This is a genomic window from Methylobacterium sp. AC315 (assembly GCF_979253755.1).
Map to the genome: position 1 here is coordinate 83,050 of NZ_CEEDEA010000010.1, position 20,688 is coordinate 103,737.

The following is a 20,688-nucleotide window of genomic DNA, read 5'->3' on the forward strand; positions in this document are numbered from 1 at the left end:
TTGTCGCGTGCATCGTCCCGAACGGTGAGGGCCAGCTTTCGGGACGATGCCCTAGGACGGACTGGAGGGCCAAATCATGCTGCCACTCGCCAACATCGCGGCCAACGCTGCCTCCGGCGTCGGGAAATCCATCGCCACCAGCGTGTCCGACGGCATCCTGAAGACCGGCAACACCGCCAAGGCGCACAAGACCGCCACCGAGTTCGAGTCGATGTTCCTGGAGAACAGCCTCGACCGGATGATGCAGTCGGATGGGACCGAGGGCCCGCTCGGCGAGAACGGGACCGGCGGCGGCGTCTACCGATCGATGCTGACCAAGGAATACGCGGGACAGATCGTGAAGAGCGGCGGCATCGGCATCGCCGATTCCGTGTTTCGTGAGATCATGAAGATGCAGGGCGCGACCACCGATGGAGCCGGCAATGCAAAGGGCTGAACCGCTGCGCGTCGCCGACCGGATCACCGCCGAGGCGCTGGTCGGGGGCGTGCTGGCCAACATGGCCGCATTGGAGGCAGTGCTGGCCGAGGAGGCCGCGCATGTCCGGGCCGGGCGCCTCCGCGAGGGCCTAGTGGCGGCCGAGCCCAAGACGGCGCTCGCCGCGGCCTACATGCAGGGCCTCGAAGTCGCCAAGGCCAATGCCGTGGCGCTGAAGAGATTCAACCCGGAGGGTGTCGAGACCCTGCGGGCCGCCCATCGCCGGTTCACCGCGGCCGTCGAGGCGAACCAATCGGTGCTCGACAGCGCGCGATCCGTGTCGGAGGGGCTGATCAAGTCGCTGGCGGAGGAGATCGGACGGGCGCAGCTGCCCTCGGGTTACGGACGGCAGGCCCCGGCGCCCTCCCCGTACGGCCGCGGCGTGCGCAGCGGACCGCTGGTGCTGTCGCGGAACCTGTAGGGCCGCCTCAGCGCCGGCCGTTGCCGATCCGCACGTAGGTCCGCACCTCGCCGAGGTCGGTGTCGGCGCGGTTGTCGATCGCCAGGTGGCCGGCGACCACGGGCGCGGCCGCCGCGCCGATGCCAGGGCCGGCCCGGAGGTCGGTACCCGCGATCACCCGGCCGGACACGCGGATGCAACTCGCACTGCCGGGCAGCCGCACGAAACCCGGCCCCTTCGTAGGGCACGGCATCGTGGCCGCGGCGGTCGGCGCCTTCTCGCGATCGCGGGCGTCGGCGGGCGTGCCGTGCCCGACGAGTGCGGCGCTCAGGACCAGGGCGGTGAGCGGGCGCACCATGTCAGGCGGCCTGACGCGCCAGGTCCCGGTACAGCAGATCGATGTAACGCTCGACCTCGCCGATGAAAGCGTCGAGATCAGGCTCGACGAACCGCAGCCGGGCGAGGTCGCGCAGCAGGATGTCGAGGGCGGTGGCACGGTCGCCGGGGCGGCCGTAATCGTCGAGATAGCTGTCAATCGCCTGTTCGGCCATCACGATGGCGCCGATCTGCGCCGCGGCGCCGAGGCGGCGGACCGCGTGGACGGGTTCGGACAGCGCCATGCGGACCTCTCCTCGAGCAGGCGATCGCACGACACGCGACCGTCCTGCGCGCTTCACTGCGGGAAAGCGGCAAGACTATGGTCGCGGGGCCGAATACCGACGTCAGCTGATGTAATTGACCAGCGAGAGCTTCGAGAGCGAGGCCGTGACCTGGTAGCTGGCCTGGAGCCGGTTCTGGACGTCGAGCAGCTTGGCGACGACCTCCTCGGTTGGGGCCTGCTCGATCCCATCCAGGGTGTTCTGGACCGCGGTCCGGGTGGCGGTGTTGGTCGTGCCGGCGTTCGAGAGCCGGGTCGCGGCGATGCTGAGCTGCGTGACGGTGTCCTGGACGCTGGGGTTGGTCTGGTCGGATGCGGACAGGAGCGTCCCGGCCTTGCCGACCACCGCCTTGTAGGTGGCGCTGGTGTTGGCGTCGCTCGCCGTCGGAAGCGCGAACGCCATGGTCGCCAGGCCGGCCAGGACGTTCTGGATCGTCTTGTCGTTGGCGCGGGCGCCCGTGCCGACCTTGCCGGTGGCGCTGACCTGCACCGATTGCGTGTCGAGCGGCGAGGTCGGCACGGCCTGGGTCGGGTCCGCCGGCGTCGTGTACGTGTTCTCGCCCTGGTACCAGAGCACCGTGTCGGTCGCCTTGGCGGTTGTGAATCCGGTCGGGTTCTTGGCCGCGTCGTAGACGATGCGCTGCTGGGGCATGATGCCGGTGCCGTTCGGGCCGCCCTTCGCCGAGCCGGTGAAGAAGTCGGTCGTCACGGCCGCGGTGGCGTTCACCGCCAGCGTGCTGCTGGCCGCCCCCTTGAGCGCGTTGGTCAGCGTCGCGGACAGGTTCGTCATCGTGTCGGCGGCGGTGGCACCGATCGCGAAGCTGCCGGTGGAGGTCGAATCCGCACTGGCGGCCGCGGTGAGCGTCACGGTCGTCGAGGTGCCGTCCGGCATCTTCAGCGCGAAGCTGACCGTGTCGCCGGCCACCGGCTGCCCCGACAGGCCGACGTTGAGTGAGGCCGGGCCGGTGCCCGTGATCGAGGCGGTGAGCGCTGTCCCGGTGGTCGTCGGGGTGCCGGACAGGGTGAACCCGAACTTGCCCCGGGTCGCGGCGTTCGTCTCGTCGGTGACCTGGACGGAGGTGGCACTCGGCGCCGTCTGCGTCAGCCGGCCGTTGCCGCCGGAGCCCAGTTCCGCCGCGACCCGCTCGTTGACCAGCGACGTGAGGCCGGCGAGCGCGTTGCCCTGCGCGTCGGTGGTGCCATTGAGGATCGTGTCGGCGTCGAGCACCGGCTGGGTCGTGGCGTCGCGGCCGCCGAACAGGTAGCTGCCCGCCGCCGACTGGTTCAGCGTGTCGAGGGCCGTCTGCAGGTTGGCCTGCGCGATCGAGCGGCCCGCTGTGGTATTGGCCGCGATGCTCTGCAGGCCGTTGTTCAGGGCCGTACGGGCATCGGTGCCCAGCTTCGCGACCTGGGTCAGGCTCGTGACCGCGAGCTTGGTCCGGGTCTGGGCGGCGGTGATGCCGGCGCCGTAGCCGTCCAGCGCGCTCAGGGTCGCCTGGGCGGCGAGCGCCGTGGAGCGCCCGGTGCCGAGCCCGCCATAGGTCTGCGAGACCTTGCCGCTGGAGAGCTGGTTCGACAGGTCGTTGAGCTGGTTCTTCAGCGTCAGAAGCTGCGAGGTATTCCGGTTGGCGACGTAGGACCCGGCCGCGAAGGGAGAGATCGTGGTCATGGTCAGATCTGCAGCAGCTGGTTGAGCATGTCGCGGGCGGCGGTCAGCACCCGGGCGTTGGCGCCGTAGGCGGTCTGCAGGGCGATCAGGTTCGACATCTCCTGGTCGATGTTGACACCGGCCCCGGCGGAGAACCGGCCCTGCGCGGTGGACAGCGCGGTCTGCTGGGTGTCGTCCATCGCGGCGGCATTCGCGGACGCGGCCCCCTGGGAGGCGATCACGTCCTGCGCGAAGCCGACGACGCTCGCCCGGTACGGCGCGGAGACCCCGCCGATACCGCTCGACGACGAGAAGGTCTGTTGCGCCGAGGTCAGGGCCGTGAAGATCGCCTGCGCCCGGCCGCCCGACGCGCTCGGATCGGTGGCGCTCGATGCGGTCAACGCCGCGGTGTTGCCGGACAGCGCCGGGTTGATCGAGATCCGCTGCGCGAAGCCGGTGAGCTGCGCGCCGCTGTCGAACGACCCGGTGAACAGTTGCGGGGTCGGGGGCGGCGCCGCGGACACGTCGGTGAACAGGGCGAGCTGCGGATAACCCGAGGTTAGATCGTTCGGGGAGGTCGGCAGCGTGATCCCGGCAGTTGCAGCCGAGACCTTGTCGGTACTGCCGGCCGCCGGCCCCACTGTGACCGACGCCCCGGTACCGGTGGCGGTGAGATTGGGGACGTTCTTGATGCCGGCGGCGGTCGCCCGGGTGTTGAGCGCCGCCAGGGCGGTCTGGATGGCGCTCGCGTAGGTCGAGGGACCGCCGGAGATGTCGAAGGTCTGCGCGAGCCCGCTGCCGTCGTCGGTCAGGCTCGGATCGATCCCGGTGGTCGCCTTGTTCGAGGCGATCAGGGTGATGTTGCGGACGGAGCCGTTTGCGGCCGTGACCGGGATCGTGAGCGAGTTGCCGGCCTGGATGCCGGTCAGATCGATGGTGGCCGAGGATCCGGTCACCGTACCGGTCACGGTCTTGTCGGTGAGCGCACTGGCGAGCCCCCCGGCGAGGTCGTCCAGCTGGCGCTGGGCCTGCGGCAGGACCTGGTCGCGCAGCTCGATCCCCGCGGCAAGGCTCCCGGACCGGATGGCGCCGGGTGCCCCGAGGTCGATCTTGCCGCCGCCCGGCAGGGTGGCCGTGATCGTGCCGACCGTGCGCTTCGCCGGGTCCGTCGAGTAGCTCGAAGTGGGATTCAGCGACCCATGTCCGTCGAAGCTCAGCGTCGCAGCGGTGCCGCGGTCGACCAGGGTCACGCCCGACTGGGTCAGCACCGACACCGTGCCGTCGCGCTGCGCGACGGTCTGGACGTCCATGTAGCCCGAGAGCGTGTTGATCACCTGGTCGCGCTGGTCCTGGAGGTCGGCCAGGGACGAGGCGTCGGTGGTGTTCTGGATCTTGGCGTTGAGCCGGGCGACGCTGGACAGGATTGTGCTGGCCGATTGCGTGTCGGTGCCGAGCTGGGCCTCGACGCCCGAGCGCAGGTTCTGCACCGAGGCGGCGGCGCCGTTGATCTGGCTCGCCAGCGCCGACGCGTTGCTGACCACGGTGGTGCGTGCCGCCGCCGAGGTCGGGTTGGCCGACAGCTCCTGCAGCGATTCGGTGAACGTGTTCAGCGTGCCGTCCAGCGCCGCCCCGCTGCCCGGCGCGCCGTAGAGCGCGTCGAGTTGAGACGCGATGCCGGCCTTCGTGCTGGTATAGGCGGCCCCCGAGGTCTCGAGCCGCAGCTGCTTGAGCGCCGCGGCGTCGAAACTGCGGGTGATCGCCCCGACCGCGACGCCGGAATTGTTGGTTCCGGTCGCGACCGTCGAGAGCGTCCGCTTGACGTATCCGGCCGTGCCGGCATTCGCGACGTTCTGCGAGACGACGTTGATCGCCGCCTGCGTGGCCGCAAGTCCGGCGGTCGCGGTGGAAAGCGCGTTCAGCGACATCTCACGGCCTCCGCGGTTGGGATCGCGCCCTCACTCAGCGGATCACGTTGAGCAGGTCAGACATCATCGTCTGGGCCGTCGACATGACCCGCGTGTTCGCAGAGTAGGCCTGCTGGGTTACGATCATCTTAGAGAACTCGCTCGCAATGTCGGTATTGGATTGCTCATTGCTCGCGCCCGTAATCGAGCTGCCGTTCAGCCCCACCAGCGCCGCGCCGGACTCGGCGGTCTGCAGGTAGTTTCCGTTCGAATCGGCCTTCAGCCCGTCGGGGTTGGCGAACTGGGCGATGCCCACGGTGGCGAGCCCGAGCACCGAGCCGTTCGAGAACGTGCCGTTGATCTTGCCGTCCTCGCCGATGGCGACGCTGGTCAGCGTGCCGGCGCTGTTGCCGTTCTGGCTGAGCGTGTTGGTGGTCACCGCACCCGACGTGTCGGCGTACTGTGTCAGGCCGGCGGTGCCGACATTCATGGTCATGTTCGCGAAGGTGTAGTCGCCGACCGTGACGTCGCCGAGGGACACCGGACTCGTGGTCGGCGCGGTCAGCTTGCCCGTGGAATCGAAGGTGAACGCCGTCCCGACATTCTGCCAGGCCGTCGAGTTCGCCGACGCCGAGGGATCGGAGGCGTAGTAGAGGTTCCAGACCGCCGGCTGCGACGGCGTCGTGGTGGCATCCTGCACCTTCGCCCAGCGCGTGCTCAGGGTGACTGGCGCGCCGGTCTGCGTGTAGGCGGTGATCGACGGGCCCGCGATGCTGTTGTTGACGAAGGTCCCGGCGGCGGTCGAAGGCACCGTGGGTCCGGGCACCGTGGCTCCGGTCAGGACGACCGCGGATGGCAGCTGATTGTAGACATCCGAGCCCGACGTGGCGGACGCAGTGGTGGCCGGGGTCGCCGGCAGGTTGGCCGCGTAGGTCAGCGACGTCGTCGGCTGGGCCGGGAGCGAGGTGTTGCCGATCTTGAGCAGCCCGGTGCTGGTCGCCTGCCCGGTGACCGGATCGAGGTTCGTGCCGGTCAGGTAGCCGCCGGCGCCGTTGACCAGGTAGCCGTCCTTGTCCTGCGCGAAGTCGCCCCGGCGCGTGTAGACGTTCGTGCCGCTGAAGGTGGCCGCACCGTTCGAATCACCGGTCTTTCGGACCACCGTGAAGAAGCCGTTGCCGTTGATCGCCATGTTGGTCGGGACGCTCGACGCCACGACGTTGCCGGCGATCGTGTTGGTCAGCTGCGACTGCGCCAGGACCGAGCCGGCCACTTCGCGCTTGGGCGTGGTCTCGGACATCATGTCGACGAAGCTGGTGTCGATCCGCTTGAATCCGGTGGTCTGCGAGTTCGCGATGTTCCCGGAGATGTTGCTGATGGCATAGGATTGCGCCTGCAGTCCGGAGACCGAGGTCTGCAGGGCGGTGAAAAGATCCATGGCATGCGATCCCGAAACGCGCCGCAATGGCCCGCAGGATCAAGCGAGCGCAACCGCCGTGCCACGCCTAAGTCCTTGGCGGGCCTAGCGTTGGCCGCACCCGACCCGGCAGCACTGACCGTCCGGAGGTGCCGACCCGGCAGATTCTGCCGGACCGGGCGGGCCCCGGTCCGTCGGCATCCCCGGCGCGCGTTTACGGGGTGTTATCCGGCTCGCGCCAAGATCGGGCACGGGCTGATCCGGGTGGGGGGCGTCCCGCCCGGACGCGTCGAAGCGGCACGGATTGCGGATCTAGAGGTCATGCGGGCGAAACGGACGAGCCTCGTCCACATCATCTACTTCTCGCGCCTCAACCTCTCGTCGGATGCGGCAAAGCGGTCGGAGCAGATCAACGAGATCGGCCGGGTCGCACAGAAGAAGAACGAGTTCTCGGTGATCACCAGCTTCCTGATCATCGAGGGCAACTTCGCCTGCCAGGTGATCGAGGGCGAGCGATCGTCGGTCCACGAGACCTTCGACCGGGTTAGCGCCGACCAGCGCCACCGCGACGTGCAGATCAACGAGTGGCGGGAGATCGCCAAGCGCGAGTTCGTCCACTCCTTCAAGAGCGCCCAGCGCACCGCGACCAACGACGGCCTGTTCGCCAAGGCCAACCTGCTGCCGATGCTTCAACGTGGTACTCCGAAGGCGACCGCGATCCACGGCCTCTGCGTGGCGCTCCAGAACGACGCGATGTCCCGCCAGGGCATCGATCACCTCTTCATCTGAGCCGAGCGATGTCCGAGAGCGATACGCCCCCGATCCTCATCGTCGACGACCAGGAAAAGCTCCTGCGTCTCGAGGTGATGCTGATGACCCGGATCGGCTTCCCCGATGTCGAGGGAGTCACCACGGCCGCCGAGGCGCTGGAGCGGCTGCGCACGCGCCGCTACGCCCTGGTGATCTCCGACCTGACCATGGAGCCGATGGACGGGCTGAGCCTGCTGCGCGAGATCCGCGGCGACGACGCTCTGATGAACACGCCCTTCATGCTCACCGAATCGTCCTTCGACTTCGAGGACATCAACCTCGCCCACCAGGCGGGCGCGGACGCCTTCATCCTCAAGCCGTTCGACATGGCCGTGCTGAAGAGCAAGCTGAAGCAGGTGCTCAACCGCAAGCCGCGCAAGCGCGACGCCCCGATCGCGGCGGAATCGACGCTGACAGTCGATTTCCCGATGCTGGGGAAGTTCTGAGGGGCAGCATCTCCAACCCGGGTTCCCGCATCCGGAGATGCGAGCGTAACGCGCCTCGACGGAGGCCTCCGGGAACCGCACGGCTGCCGGAAGGCTCCGTCGCGGCGTCCGAACCGCGGCCCCGCATTTCAGGATAAGGGAGAGGGCGGGAAAGCCTGTCGCGCCCGCCCCGCCGACATCTCACGCTGTCCGCTTCTGATAATCCTTCACATCGGTGAAGCGCACCGCCGGGTAGCGCTCCTCCTCGTAGCGGAGCGAGAACGCCGTGGTCGCCATGAAGACCGGGGCGCCGTCGAGGTCCTTGGCCATGGCCGAGCCGTGGCTGTCCACGAACTTGTCCAGCTCGATCTCGGACTCGGACTCGATCCAGCGGCATACCGAGAAGCGCGAGGTCTCGTAATCGATCGGAAGGCCGTACTCGGCTTGGAGACGCTCCTTCAGCACGTCGAGCTGGAGCGCGCCGACCACGCCGACGATCGCCTGGCTGCCGTCCTGCGGGACGAACACCTGGACGACACCCTCCTCGCCCATCTGCTGCAGCGCCTCGCGCAGCTTCTTGGCCTTCATGGCGTCGGTCAGCTTGATCCGGCGCAGGATCTCGGGTGCGAAGCTCGGTACGCCGCGGAACAGCAGGTCCTCGCCTTCGGTGAGCGTGTCGCCGATCCGCAGGGTGCCGTGGTTCGGGATCCCCACCACGTCGCCCGCAAAAGCCTCGTCCGCGATGGCGCGGTCCTGAGCGAAGAAGAATTGCGGCGCCGAGAGCGAGATCGGCTTGCCGGTGCGGACCAGCCGGGCCTTCATGCCCCGGCTGAGCTTGCCCGAGCAGACCCGCATGAAGGCGATCCGGTCCCGGTGGTTCGGATCCATGTTCGCCTGGATCTTGAACACGAAGCCGGTCATGCGCGGCTCGGTCGGCTCGACCAGGCGCTTGTCGGCATCCTGGCCGCGGGGCGGCGGCGCCACCTTGGCGAGACCGTCGATGAGGTCGCGTACGCCGAAGTTGCGCAGCGCCGAGCCGAAGAACACCGGCGTCAGGTGACCCTCGCGGAACGCGTCGAGGTCGAACGGCTTGAGCCCGCCTTCGGCCAGCTCGACCTCCTCGCGCCACGCATCGGCCGCGCCGTTCTCGGTGAGCAGCGTATCGAACAGCGGGTCCTGTGGGCCGGACACCGCCACCATGCCGGCATCCTCGGCGGCGTCGAGCCGGCGCACGCGGTTGGCGCCCAGCTCGTAGGTCCCGGAGAAGTTGCGGCCTGTGCCGATCGGCCAGGTCACCGGGGCGACGTCGAGCGCCAGCGTCTTCTCGATCTCGTCGAGCAGCTCGAACGGGTCGCGGGCCTCGCGGTCGAGCTTGTTCACGAAGGTGACGATCGGGATGTCGCGCAAGCGGCAGACCTCGAACAGCTTGCGGGTGCGCGCCTCGATGCCTTTGGCCGCATCGATCACCATCACGGCCGAATCGACCGCGGTCAGCGTCCGGTAGGTGTCCTCCGAGAAGTCCTCGTGGCCCGGCGTGTCGAGCAGGTTGAAGACGCAGTCGCCGTACTCGAAGGTCATCACCGAGGTGACCACCGAGATGCCGCGCTCCTTCTCGATCCCCATCCAGTCGGACCGGGTCGAGACCCGGTTGCGCTTGGCCTTGACCTCGCCGGCGAGCTGGATCGCGCCGCCGAACAGCAGCAGCTTCTCGGTCAGCGTGGTCTTGCCCGCATCCGGGTGCGAGATGATCGCGAAGGTGCGCCGCCGCGCAACCGGGTCGGCCGGCCTCGCTTCGGTCTTGGTCTGCATCAGCATGGAGCGAACGCTCTGGGTCGGCACAACGGGAGGGCGTCGCCCGGCGGTGCCGCCTCGGGCGAGGGTCTCGGCATCGTGTAGCGGCAAGCCCCGGTATTGGCAAAGAACCGACCGGGCCGACCGATCTCGGGCTGATCCAGGTCCCGGTTTCAAAAGGTCGTTCGACCTTTTGCGGGTGAAGGGCGGAGCCCTTCGTCTCCATCAGGGCTCCGCCCTGACAACCCGCCAAAGGGCTGAGCCCTTTGGAAACCCAGCCTTAGGCCGCCTCGGCCGCCAGCGCGTGCAAGTCTGCAACCAGGGCGTCCACGCGCGCGGCCTCGGCGTCCCAGGCGAACATGAACCGGGCCCCGCCGCCGATGAAGGTGTAGAACCGCCAGCCCCGCGCCCGCAGCCGCTCCATGGTCGCAGCCGGCATCGCCAGGAAGACGGCGTTGGCCTCTACGGGGAACAGCGCGCGGATCCCCGGCAGGCCGGCGACGGCCTCGGCGAAGCGCCGGGCGCAGGCATTGCCGTGGGCGGCGTTCCGCAGCCAGGCGCCGCTCTCCAGCATGCCGACCCAGGGGGCGGCCAGGAATCGCATCTTCGAGGCGAGCTGCCCGGCCTGCTTGCACCGGTAACCGAAATCCTCCGCGAGCTTCGGATCGAAGAACACCACCGCCTCGCCCGCATGCATGCCGTTCTTGGTGCCGCCGAAGCACAGCACGTCGATCCCGGCCCGCCAGGTCATGTCGGCGGGGCTGCAGCCGAGGCTGGCGCAGGCATTGGCGAAGCGCGAGCCGTCCATGTGCAGCGCGAGGCCGAGTTCCCGGCATGTGGCGGACAGCGACCGCAGTTCGGCCAGGGTATAGACCTGCCCGGTCTCGGTCGGCTGGGTGATCGTGACCACCCGCGGCCGCGGGAAATGGATATCGCTGCGGTTGGTGGCGAGCCCGCGGATCGCCTCCGGGGTGAGCTTGCCGCCTTCGGTGCGGACGGTGAGCAGCTTGGACCCGTTGGAGAAGAATTCCGGCGCGCCGCACTCGTCGGTCTCGACATGGGCCGAGTCGGCGCAGATGACGCTGTGATAGGATTGGCACAGGGCCGCCAGCGCGAGGGCGTTCGCCGCCGTGCCGTTGAAGGCGAAGAACACCTCGCACTCGGTCTCGAACAGGCGGCGGAACGCGTCCGCGGCCCGGGCGGTCCAGGCATCCTCGCCGTAGGCCGGCGCGTGGCCGCGATTGGCCGCCTCCATGGCGGCCCAGGCCTCCGGGCAGATGCCGGAGTAGTTGTCGCTGGCGAATTGCTGCGGGTCGTCGTGTTGCATCCGCACAGCCTAGAGCCGCGTCCGATCGCGTTGCAATCCGGCTTCGTCCCAAATCGAGCCCAAGCAGGGCTGCTGCGCGCCGAACCGGCATCCGGCCCGTGACCGCGGATTTCGAGACGTCCGCTGCGAAGATCGCTGCCGGGAAGATGTTGGAACTGGTTCGCGCTTGGTGTAGAAGGCGCGCCAAGGCGTGGGCTCCACGCCGATTCGGAAACCGACGTTCCCGTCCCTCCCGGGTGCTCCCGGGCGAGGGACGTTGCCGGTTTCCAGATCGGCGGCGGGCTGCGCAAGCCCCAAATCCAGGTCCAGAGGATCAAGTCCGTTGCAGGTACTCGTTCGCGATAACAACGTCGACCAAGCGCTCCGCGTCCTCAAGAAGAAGATGCAGCGTGAGGGCATCTTCCGCGAGATGAAGCAGCGCAAGGCGTATGAGAAGCCGTCCGTCCGCAAGGCGCGCGAGAAGGCGGAAGCCGTCCGCCGCGCCCGCAAGCAGGCTCGCAAGACCGCGATCCGCGAGGGCCTGATCGCCGCTCCGAAGCCGAAGCCCCGTTTCCCGGCCGGCAGCCGTCGCCCCGGTTTCCCGTCGCCGAGCGCCGCCCCGTCGCAGCAGGGCGGCAACGCCTCCGGCCAGGTCGCCGTGAACCCGGCGCCCGTCGCCTAAGACGTTCTATCCTGAACGGCAGAAGCCCGGACCGCGCAAGCGGCCGGGCTTTTTGCGTTCGACTGTCGCTCGAGCCATGGAGATCACGGGCGCGGCGAGGATTGCCACAAGGCCACCGCTGGAAGCCTTGGGCTTTCTTGTCCCAGCATCGTCGGAACGCCAGCCGCTCGATCGGAGATCCGGTTCGGCTCCGGTCGCCAGCCCCCTCCCCCATCTCCGGAGGAGGGCAACACGCAGGCCCCGTTCAGGCCGCCTTGGCGGCCATCGTGGCGTGCTCGGCCTGGACCAGCACGTCGAGCGCCCGCCACGGCTTCTGCATGTAGACCGTCTGATCGGGCAGGCGCGCGTCGCGGCTGGCTCCGGAGGTGACGACCACGCGCACGTCCGGCCAGCGCCGCTCCACCGCCTGGGCGAGCGACACGCCGTCCATGGCGCCGGGCAGGCGGATATCGGCGAACAGCAGGGCCACGGTGACGTCGGATCGCTCCAGGACCGAGAGCGCAGCTTCGGCGCTCTCGCAGGCGATCACGCCCAGATCGCTTTCCTCCAGGACCGCGGTCGCGAGGTGGCGCACGGCCGCGTCGTCCTCCACCACAAGCGCCACGGGGGCGGAACACTCGGGCTGTGCGCGATCCATATCAGTCTCCTGCGGTTCGGTCGTGTGAACCCCTTTTCGGGTCCCGGCCTCATTGGTGGACCGGTGATTCCCCGATTCGGCCATGCTGACCTGCCAAGAGCCGGCTCACAAGTGTCCGGGTGGTCGGGCAGCCCATGCCTGCTCCGCGATCACGCCGCACCAATTTTGCCCCGAACGCTTGAAAATGGCGCAGCTGGGTCCCGGTTAAGAAACTGTTCACCCGTGTGGACCGACTGTTAATCTCACGCTTGAGGCGTTTGCCCCATTCCGGGGGACATCGCCTGGATCGTACGGACCAGGGAAGGATCGACGTCCGACATGTGCCGTTTCCTCGCCTATAGCGGTGAGCCGGTCTTTCTCTCGGACCTGGTCTGCGCGCCGACGCATTCGCTGGTGCACCAGTCCCTGCACGCCGACGAAGGGAAAACCGAGACCAACGGCGATGGTTTCGGCATCGGCTGGTACGGCGAGCGTCCCGAGCCCGGCGTCTATCGCGACATCTCCCCGGCCTGGTCGGACGAGAACCTCACCAACCTGTGCGGTCAGGTCCGGGCGCGAACCTTCTTCGCCCACGTGCGCGCCTCGACCGGGACCGCCACCGCCCGGGCGAACTGCCACCCGTTCGTGCATGGGCGGCACCTGTTCATGCACAACGGCCAGATCGGCGGCTACCACCGCATCAAGCGTCGGCTGGAGGCGCTGATTCCGGACGCCTTCTACGATCACCGGCGCGGCAGCACGGATTCCGAGGCGATCTTCCTGCTGGCCCTGGCCAACGGCCTCGAGCAGGATCCTGTCGGCGCGATGGCCCGCACCCTGGAGACGATCCGCGCCCTGATGAAGGAGGCCAACGTCTCCGAGCCGTTGCGCTTCACCGCCCTGCTGACGGATGGCGAGACGCTCACCGCCTATCGGTGGGCCTGCGACGGTCGGCCGCCGAGCCTGTATTACCGCGACGGGCCGGGCGGGATCGTCGTCGTCTCCGAGCCGATCGACGGCTGCCGCGATGGCTGGCAAGTCGTCCCGAAGGGCGGCACGCTGCGCGCCCGCCACGGCACCGCCACGACCGTGACCGTTCCGGACACCGCCCGCTCCCGGGCCGCCTGACCGGGCTCAGGTCGTCACCGTCGCGGTGCGGCGTCAGCCATGCTCGGAACGGGATTGTCGATCCGCTTCACGTTGCCACATGTCGGCCACGGCCGATCGTGCGGCCGAGCGGGAATTGACGATGTATCCGGATACCGAGCTACACATTGCCGGACGCTGGCGCACGGGCGCCGACCGAGAGACCCTGGGCGTCCTGAATCCGGCCACGGGCGAGACGATCGGCCAATGCGCCGTCGCCACCACGGCGGACCTGGACGAAGCGCTCGCGGCCGCGGCGCGGGCCTTCCCGGCCTGGCGGAAGGTGTCGCCGTTCGAGCGCGGCAAGCTGATGCGCAAGGCCGCCGACCTGCTGCGCAGCCGCGCCGACGAGATCGCCCGCATCATGACCTTGGAGCAGGGCAAGCCGCTGGCCGAGGCGCGCGTCGAGACCCTGGCGGCCGCCGACGTGATCGACTGGTTCGCCGAGGAGGGTAAGCGCGCCTACGGACGCGTCATCCCGGCCCGCGCCGACGGCGTGCTGCAGGCGGTGGTGCGCGAGCCGGTTGGCCCGGTCGCCTGCTTTACGCCCTGGAACTTCCCGATCAACCAGGCGGTCCGAAAGATCTCGGCGGCGCTCTGCACCGGCTGTACGGTGATCCTGAAGGGTCCCGAGGACACGCCGGCGAGTTGCGCGGCGCTGGTCCGCGCATTCCTCGACGCCGGCATCCCGGGCGACGCCCTGTCGCTGGTCTACGGCGACCCGGCGACGATCTCGGCCTACCTGATCCCGCACCCGGTGATCCGCAAGATCTCGTTCACCGGCTCGACGGTGGTCGGCAAGAAGCTTGCGGCGCTGGCCGGCGAGCACATGAAGCGCGCCACCATGGAACTCGGCGGCCACGCTCCGGTGATCGTGTTCGGCGACGCCGACGTGGAGAAGGCCGTGTCGGTCCTGGCCCCGTCGAAGTTCCGCAACGCCGGACAGGTCTGCGTGTCGCCGACCCGCTTCCTGGTGCACGATTCGGTGTTCGACCGGTTCGTCGAGGGCTTCACCAGCTACGCCAAGAGCGCGAAGGTCGGCGACGGCCTGGATCCGGACACCAAGATGGGCCCGCTGATCCATGGGCGGCGTCTGGAGGCCATCGAGGCCCTCTCCGCCGACGCCGAAGCGGCCGGAGCGTCGCTGCGGACCGGCGGCAAGCGCATCGGCAACCGTGGCAACTTCTTCGAGCCGACGGTCTTCACCGAGGTGCCGCTGACCGCGCGGATGATGAACGAGGAGCCGTTCGGCCCGGTCGCGATGATCAACCGCTTCTCGGAGGACGAGGAGGCGCTCACCGAGGCCAACCGCCTGCCCTACGGGCTTGCGGCCTACGCCTATACCCGCTCGGCCGAGCGGGCCGCCAAGGTCTCCCACGGGGTGGAGAGCGGGATGATCTCGATCAACCACCACGGTATCGCCCTGCCCGAGACGCCTTTCGGCGGCGTCAAGGAATCCGGCTACGGCAGCGAGGGCGGTTCGGAGGCGCTCGATGCCTACCTGGTGACCAAGTTCGTCACCCAGGCCAACTTCTGACGCCGGCCCGGCGCGTCGCTGCGGGCGGCGTGCCGATGCCGATCAGTAATGCGGCGGCGGCGGCTCGGGCCCGCGCGGTGCGGACCGGGCCGCCGCCTCCTCAACCTGATCGCGCAACGCATCGACCTGGCGGACGAGCCGGTCGATCACCCGCCACTGCTCCGTGACGGTGCGGTTCAGATCCTCGATCGTCGAATCCTGCTCGGTGAGGCGCATCTCCAGGCGGTCGATGCGGGTGGGGTCGTCCATGGCCGGTCTCCAATCCGGCCCGCGATAGCGCATCCGCGGCCGATTTCCGACTGCGCCCGCTCAGGCCGCCTGCATCCGTCCGGCCACCACGACCCGGTCGCGCCCGCCGCGCTTGGCGACGTAGAGGGCGGCGTCGGCCCGGCGCATCAGCGCCTCGAAACTGATCCCGTCCCGGGCCTGCGCGATCCCGATGCTGACGCTCACTCGCAGGTCCGGCAATTCCGGCACCGACAGCCCCGCGAAGGTCCGGCGCAACTCCTCCGCACGGGCCAGGGCCTCGGCAGGCGAGACGTCGGGCAGCAGGCAGGCGAACTCCTCGCCGCCGAGCCGGCCGAGCATCGCGTCCCGGGGCAACAGGGACGCGGCCATGGCGCAGAACCCCACCAGCACCGCGTCGCCGACCGCGTGGCCGTGGACGTCGTTGACCGCCTTGAACCGGTCGAGGTCGAACAGCAGCAGCGCCACATCCCGGTGCGTGGCGAGCGTCGCCTCAGCGACCCCCGTGAAGGCCCGGCGATTGGAAATGCCGGTGAGCGGGTCCGTCGCGGCGGCGATGCGCTGCTCGCGCTCGGCTCGTTCCTTCACCAGAGCCATGCAGGTGAAGGCCAGGGCGATCGAGAACAGCAGCGTGACGAAGCACAGGATCGCGACCCAGGGCGAGGTCAACGGGTTCAACCGCGGTGGCGGCGGCGCGAGCAGGGTCGATGGAATCCGCAGCAGGTAGAAGGCGGCGTGCAAGCCCAGCGTGGTCTCGGCCGCCACGCGCGACGCGAGACGCTCCTTGCGCCCCCGCCAGAACTCCACGGCCGCATCGCCCGTGTAGAGCGCCGCCACCGCGGAAGCGTACGCGATCCGGGCCTCGATCGATCCATAGAAGGCCGGAAGGAGGCAGAACACGCACCAGATCGCCGCGCCCGCGAGCGCCAGACCGATCCGGATCGGTCGCCCCTCGAACGAGCGGACACCGCTCCAGATCAGCCCGTAGGCCGCCAGCACCACGGCGTTGGACACCGCGATGGACACGAGGTCGGGAATCTGGCCGCGCAGGGCGAGGCCGCCGGAGCCGACCGCGCCGAGAATATGCGCCGCGCCCCATAGCGCCAGGGCGCGCGAACCCGGCGCCTGCCGCCACGACAGAACGAACAGCGTGCCGACCAGCAAGGTCATCACGGAACTGACGATCAGCAGGGTGGCTGGATCGAGATGCACGGCTTTCTATCAGTCTCCGATACTGAAGATAGCATAAGCCGCACGGTATTGACCGGCTCACGAGGCTTGAGCCGGCTTAATTCGCAGCAGCGCGACGAAAATACCGCGCGGTTGTTTACGATTCGGCAAGGTGGATATCGGCGGCGATGACGACAGTCGCTTCCTCGCGCGTCCCAGGGCTCGTTTCAGGCGCCCCGGATTGACGCGGCGACCTATCCGGCCGCCCGTTGCTCGTCGCGCGCCGCGTGGATCACCGGCACCGCCGGGGCGCCTTCCCACTCCGTGTTGGCGGGGATCGACTCGCCCTTCATCACGATGGTGAGCGGGCGCAGCCGTGCGTAGTCGCCGACCTTGGTGTCGTACAGGACCGTCGCGAAGGCGCCGACCGAGACGCCGCGCCCGACCACGACGCGGCCGATCTTCATGATCCGGTCCTCGTACAGATGGGTTTGCAGCGCGGAGACGCGGTTGATCGTGGCGTAGTCGCCGATCGACACGCAGTCGAACTCGGTGATGTCGGTGGTGAGCATGCACACGCCCTTCCCGATCTTCACGCCGAACAACCGCAGGGCCCAGGGCAGGAACGGCGTGCCCTGGAGGTGCTCGAGCAGCACCTTGCCGGCCAACCCCCAATAAGCCACCGCGATCGCCTCGGTGCGCATCGCCCACCAGGACCACATCGGCTGCATGCCGGGCTTGTAGACGCCCATCAGCAGCCACTTCATCGCGATGACCGCGGCGGACTGGATCAGCGCGATGCAGACGCTGGCGGTCACGAAGCTGACGGCCAGACCGGTCCAGTCCTTCTCCAGGATGGCCGGGTAGAAATACCAGTCGATCACGGTGATCGCCAGGGTGATGTAGAGCATCGGCGAGAACGAGGTCGCGAAGGCCTCGAACACGCCGCGCCGGATCTTCGGCCACATCCCGGGTTCGTAGGTCTGCGCGGTCGATCCGAGATCGACCTTCTGGCGGGCCGGCAGCCGGATCGGCGGCGAGCCGAACCAGGTCTCGCCGGGGCTCATCGCATCGTTGGCCGGCGGCTTCGACTTGATGCCGATCAGCACGTCGTCCGGGATGACCGCGCCGGGGGGGACCACGGCATCGTTGCCGACGAAGACCCGTGCGCCGGTGCGGGCGGCCTCGAGATGCATCCAGCCGCGCCGGACCTCCTCCTCGCCGTACACGACCTCGTCGGCGATGAAGTTCTTCGCGCCGACCTCGGCGAGGTCGTAGCGGCCGGCGAGGTTGGTCGAGATCTCGGCGCCGTGGCCCATGTTGGCGCCCATCAGCCGGTACCACGCCCGCATGTAGACCGTAGCGAACAGTGACGAGAGCGTCTCGAGCGTGACCTCGACGGCGAGCGCCAGCGACCACTTGCGCAGGTAGAACAGCGAGTGGACCGAGTAGGTGCCCGAGCGGGTCCGCGGCAGCACGATCCAGCGGATGCCGGCGATCAGCAGCACCGTGCCGGCGGTCATCAGCATGGCGGTGGGCCAGGTGAGGATCGGCAGGTACCAGTGATAGTCGACATCGGTGATGTCGGAGAGCGAATCCGAGATCTGGTCGAAGATGAAGAACGCCGGGAAGATCGGCAGCAGGCCGACCGCCGGAATCGCGCCGAGCAGAACGATATAAGCCGCCGCGAAGGCGGCGCGGCGGGCCCACGAGGCCTCGGAGGCGGCCGGCAGGTCGGCCGTGTTCGCCATCCCGACCTTGCGGCCGGGCGAGCCGTCCCAGATCTCCGCGGGCCCGACCCGGGTGCCGGTCGGGATCGTGGTCAGGTCGGCGATCTCGGCCTGCGCGCCGATCACCGTGTCGTGGCTGAGCACGCAGGAGGTGCCGACCGCCGCATCGGCGCCGATCTCGACCGTGCCGATCACCAACTCGTTACCGACGATCTCGGCATTGGCGATGACGAGGCGACCGCCCAGCGAGGCGCCGTCGCCGATGGTCAGCAGGTCCGGAGCGCCGATCTCGATGTCGGAGATCAGCGCATCATGGCCGACCTTGGCGCCCATCAGCCGGAGGTAGACCGAGATCGCCGGCGAGCCCTGGAGCCACTTCACGTGGACGAGGGGCGCGAGGCGCTGGGTCAGCCACCAGCGGTAGTAATAGCTCCCCCAGAGCGGGTATCGACCCGGCTTGGTCCTGCCGAGGATCAGCCACTTGCCCGCCACCGCGACCACCGCGGTCACGCCGTTGATTGCGATGTAGACGAGCAGCAGGACGCCCAGTTCGGCGAAGAAGCTGAGACCGCCGCCGGTGAGCAGCAGGTAGGTCACGAACATGCCGAGCCACTGCGCGGTGGCGAGCGCGATGACGAAGGGCAGCGCGATCAGCTGGCCGAAGCCGCACAGGGCCCGGCGCAACAGCGGCGGCGGTTCGAAGCTCAGGTCGCGGATCGCAGCCGCCGCGCCCATGCCGCCGGTGCGCGCGATCAGCGCGTCGGCCATCGCCCGCATGGTGCGCAGGGCGTAGACGTCCGGCAGCGTGATGCCGGCGAGCGCGGGCGCCTCGCGGACTGCGGACACGAAGCGGGCGGCGAGCAGGGAATGGCCGCCGAGATCGGCGAAGAAATCGCCCTCGAGCGGGATCGGCTGGTTGCCGAACACCTGCTTGGCCGCGGCGACCAAAGCCGCTTCGGTCTCGTTGGCCGGGGGCTCCTGCTCGCCATCGGCGGATGCGACCGTGAGCGGGGCGATCTTCAGGGCCTTGCGATCGACCTTGCCGGAGGTCAGCCGCGGCAGGGTCTCGGCCAGCTCGAAATGGCCGGGCACCATGTAGGGCGGCATCTGGCCGGCCAGCGTCCGGCGCAGGGCGGCGGTATCCACCGTCCGCCCGCGTTCGGGGATCAGGAAGGCCACGAGCCGGTCGACCCCGTCGTCCTGGCGCAGCACCACGGCGGCCTGGTTGATGTCGGGCACGCTGCGGATCCGCGACTCGATCTCGCCGAGTTCGACCCGGAAGCCGCGGATCTTCACCTGGTCGTCGATGCGGCCATGGAACAGGATCCGCCCGCCGGCATCCAGCGAGACCGCATCGCCCGAGCGGTAGAGGATCGGGTCGGTCCCGTCCGAGGCGAACGGGTTGGCGATGAACTTTTCGGCGGTCAGCTCGGGCCGCGCGAGATAGCCGCGGGCCACCCCGGGCCCGCCGATCAGCAGCTCGCCCTGCTGGTCGCGCCCGAGCAGGCTCAGATCCTCGCCCGCGACGTAGACCGAATAGTTCGGGATCGGTCCCCCGATGGTCACCGGCTCGCCGGGCCGCATCTCGGCCGCGGTGGCGACCACGGTCGCCTCGGTCGGCCCGTACGTGTTGAAGAGCTGGCGCGCGCCGGTCGCCCAGCGGCCGACCAGCGGCTCCGGCAGCGCTTCGCCACCGAGCAGCACGAGGCGCACGGTCGGCAGGTCGCCGGAGATCATCGCCAGCAGCGTCGGCACGGTATCGAGCACCGTGATCCGCTCGGCTTCGAGAATGCCGGGCAGGGACTCGACGTCGCCCATCATGGCCGGGCTCGCCACGAACAGCGTCGCGCCCACGAGATACGGGACCCAGATCTCCTCCATCGACAGGTCGAAGGCGACCGAGGCGCCCTGGAACACGATGTCGTCGGCGCGCATGCCGTAGAGCGCGTTCCCCGACCGGAGGAAGTGGCAGATGTTGGCGTGGCTGATGACGATGCCCTTGGGCACGCCGGTCGAGCCCGAGGTGTAGATCAGGTAGGCGGGATCCTCCGGCGTCAGGCCGGCGGCGCGGGCATCCGGTACCGGGGCATCCGCGGGTGTCGCCGCGTCGAGATCCGCCGGGGTCAGGGCGGGCGCGGCGTCGGGCGCCGTCGCGGCGAGGGCAGGTGAGACCAGCAGCGCCTTGGCGGCGGCATCCGTGAGACAGACTCCGACCCGGTCGGCCGGCGCCTCGGCGTCGAAGGGCAGCCAAGCGGCGCCCGACAAGGTGATGCCGATCTGGGCGACCAGCAGGTCCGGGCCCCGGGCCATCCACAGGCCGACGACGTCGCCGGGGCCGATGCCGCGGTGGGCGAGGCCGGCGGCGATCCGGCCGGCGCGAGCGGCGACCTCGGCATAGGTCAGGCTCGGATGGACGCCGCCCGCGATCACGCGGGCGCCGTCGACCAGACAGGGATGCTCCGGCCGGGCGCGGGCCGAATCCAGGAAGATCTCGGCCAGCACCTCGTCGCGGATCAGGTCGGGGCGGTGCGCGCCGCGCAGCACCGCCGCCCCGCCCGCCGGACGCTCATGCGCCTCGGCCGCCGGTCCGGACCGGGTCTTCTCGGCGACGTCGCTCATCCGCTGCTCCGCTGGCCGACCGAACAGATCGGCGCATACCGTGGCGACTGCCCTATAGCCAGCCGATCATGCCGTTATCGAGGCGGCCTTGAACCCTGGGTGAAGGACGGC

18 protein-coding genes are annotated in these 20,688 nt (G+C 69.2%); 7 read left to right on the forward strand and 11 right to left on the reverse strand.

All coding sequences use genetic code 11. The features are described 5' to 3' along the window. Nucleotides 1-76 precede the first annotated feature (76 nt). Nucleotides 77-436, forward strand: a complete 360-nt coding sequence (locus tag AC0IY0_RS17625; RefSeq protein WP_147938012.1) for a rod-binding protein — start codon at nt 77-79, stop codon at nt 434-436. After that, entirely contained in the window at nt 423-896 is a 474-nt protein-coding gene (locus tag AC0IY0_RS17630) for a hypothetical protein (RefSeq protein ID WP_147906176.1), read from the forward strand. The genes AC0IY0_RS17625 and AC0IY0_RS17630 overlap by 14 nt, the downstream gene beginning before the upstream one ends. Before the next feature lie 7 nt (nt 897-903). Here AC0IY0_RS17630 and AC0IY0_RS17635 read toward each other — a convergent pair whose 3' ends face one another. The 5 genes from AC0IY0_RS17635 to AC0IY0_RS17655 all read right to left on the reverse strand — a co-directional run bounded on the left by AC0IY0_RS17635 (nt 904) and on the right by AC0IY0_RS17655 (nt 6,520). Beyond that, a complete protein-coding gene (locus AC0IY0_RS17635) occupies nt 904-1,233 on the reverse strand; it encodes a porin family protein (protein WP_147906177.1) in 330 nt (109 codons plus the stop codon). A 1-nt stretch (nt 1,234) separates the two neighbouring features. Beyond that, nucleotides 1,235-1,495 (reverse strand): hypothetical protein, encoded by a 261-nt coding sequence (locus AC0IY0_RS17640; protein WP_471764827.1) that lies wholly within the window; start codon nt 1,493-1,495, stop codon nt 1,235-1,237. A gap of 102 nt (nt 1,496-1,597) precedes the next feature. Beyond that, complete coding sequence (locus AC0IY0_RS17645; protein ID WP_471764829.1) at nt 1,598-3,202, reverse strand: flagellin; 1,605 nt, start codon at nt 3,200-3,202, stop codon at nt 1,598-1,600. 2 nt (nt 3,203-3,204) lie between these two features. Further along, nucleotides 3,205-5,106: a flagellar hook-associated protein FlgK gene (gene flgK, locus AC0IY0_RS17650; RefSeq protein ID WP_471764830.1), complete on the reverse strand. Its 1,902-nt coding sequence runs from the start codon at nt 5,104-5,106 to the stop codon at nt 3,205-3,207. A 34-nt stretch (nt 5,107-5,140) separates the two neighbouring features. After that, nucleotides 5,141-6,520 carry a flagellar hook protein FlgE gene (locus AC0IY0_RS17655; RefSeq protein ID WP_471764832.1) on the reverse strand — a complete coding sequence of 460 codons (1,380 nt, stop codon included), beginning with the start codon at nt 6,518-6,520 and terminating at the stop codon, nt 5,141-5,143. A gap of 300 nt (nt 6,521-6,820) precedes the next feature. On the opposite strand from AC0IY0_RS17655, the gene AC0IY0_RS17660 reads away from it, so the two are divergent. Together AC0IY0_RS17660 and AC0IY0_RS17665 are read left to right on the forward strand one after the other, a co-directional pair. Further along, a complete protein-coding gene (locus AC0IY0_RS17660) occupies nt 6,821-7,288 on the forward strand; it encodes a BLUF domain-containing protein (RefSeq protein ID WP_147906182.1) in 468 nt (155 codons plus the stop codon). An 8-nt stretch (nt 7,289-7,296) separates the two neighbouring features. After that, nucleotides 7,297-7,755: a response regulator gene (locus AC0IY0_RS17665; protein WP_147906183.1), complete on the forward strand. Its 459-nt coding sequence runs from the start codon at nt 7,297-7,299 to the stop codon at nt 7,753-7,755. A 180-nt stretch (nt 7,756-7,935) separates the two neighbouring features. Here the strand turns inward: AC0IY0_RS17665 and AC0IY0_RS17670 are convergent, their stop codons facing one another. Next, the gene (locus tag AC0IY0_RS17670) at nt 7,936-9,549 is read right to left on the reverse strand and encodes a peptide chain release factor 3 (RefSeq protein ID WP_147906184.1); all 1,614 of its coding nucleotides are present in this window, start codon (nt 9,547-9,549) and stop codon (nt 7,936-7,938) included. A 256-nt stretch (nt 9,550-9,805) separates the two neighbouring features. Next, a complete protein-coding gene (locus tag AC0IY0_RS17675; protein ID WP_147938007.1) occupies nt 9,806-10,852 on the reverse strand; it encodes a threonine aldolase family protein in 1,047 nt (348 codons plus the stop codon). Nucleotides 10,853-11,174: 322 nt separating this feature from the next. Between AC0IY0_RS17675 and rpsU the strand changes: the two genes are divergently transcribed. Continuing rightward, the gene (gene rpsU, locus AC0IY0_RS17680; RefSeq protein ID WP_147938006.1) at nt 11,175-11,513 is read left to right on the forward strand and encodes a 30S ribosomal protein S21; all 339 of its coding nucleotides are present in this window, start codon (nt 11,175-11,177) and stop codon (nt 11,511-11,513) included. Nucleotides 11,514-11,757: 244 nt separating this feature from the next. Here rpsU and AC0IY0_RS17685 read toward each other — a convergent pair whose 3' ends face one another. Beyond that, complete coding sequence (locus AC0IY0_RS17685) at nt 11,758-12,150, reverse strand: response regulator (RefSeq protein WP_058193469.1); 393 nt, start codon at nt 12,148-12,150, stop codon at nt 11,758-11,760. Nucleotides 12,151-12,468: 318 nt separating this feature from the next. On the opposite strand from AC0IY0_RS17685, the gene AC0IY0_RS17690 reads away from it, so the two are divergent. Next, nucleotides 12,469-13,257 carry a class II glutamine amidotransferase gene (locus AC0IY0_RS17690; RefSeq protein WP_147938004.1) on the forward strand — a complete coding sequence of 263 codons (789 nt, stop codon included), beginning with the start codon at nt 12,469-12,471 and terminating at the stop codon, nt 13,255-13,257. 121 nt (nt 13,258-13,378) lie between these two features. Further along, nucleotides 13,379-14,812 (forward strand): NAD-dependent succinate-semialdehyde dehydrogenase, encoded by a 1,434-nt coding sequence (locus AC0IY0_RS17695; protein WP_147906293.1) that lies wholly within the window; start codon nt 13,379-13,381, stop codon nt 14,810-14,812. 42 nt (nt 14,813-14,854) lie between these two features. Here the strand turns inward: AC0IY0_RS17695 and AC0IY0_RS17700 are convergent, their stop codons facing one another. From AC0IY0_RS17700 to AC0IY0_RS17710, 3 genes are all read right to left on the reverse strand, one after another. Beyond that, the gene (locus AC0IY0_RS17700) at nt 14,855-15,061 is read right to left on the reverse strand and encodes a SlyX family protein (protein ID WP_147897699.1); all 207 of its coding nucleotides are present in this window, start codon (nt 15,059-15,061) and stop codon (nt 14,855-14,857) included. A gap of 60 nt (nt 15,062-15,121) precedes the next feature. Beyond that, nucleotides 15,122-16,270, reverse strand: coding sequence for a GGDEF domain-containing protein (locus AC0IY0_RS17705; RefSeq protein ID WP_419830745.1), 1,149 nt, complete (start codon nt 16,268-16,270; stop codon nt 15,122-15,124). Nucleotides 16,271-16,482: 212 nt separating this feature from the next. Next, nucleotides 16,483-20,577 (reverse strand): Pls/PosA family non-ribosomal peptide synthetase, encoded by a 4,095-nt coding sequence (locus AC0IY0_RS17710; RefSeq protein ID WP_471764835.1) that lies wholly within the window; start codon nt 20,575-20,577, stop codon nt 16,483-16,485. Between the last annotated feature and the right edge of the window lie 111 nt (nt 20,578-20,688).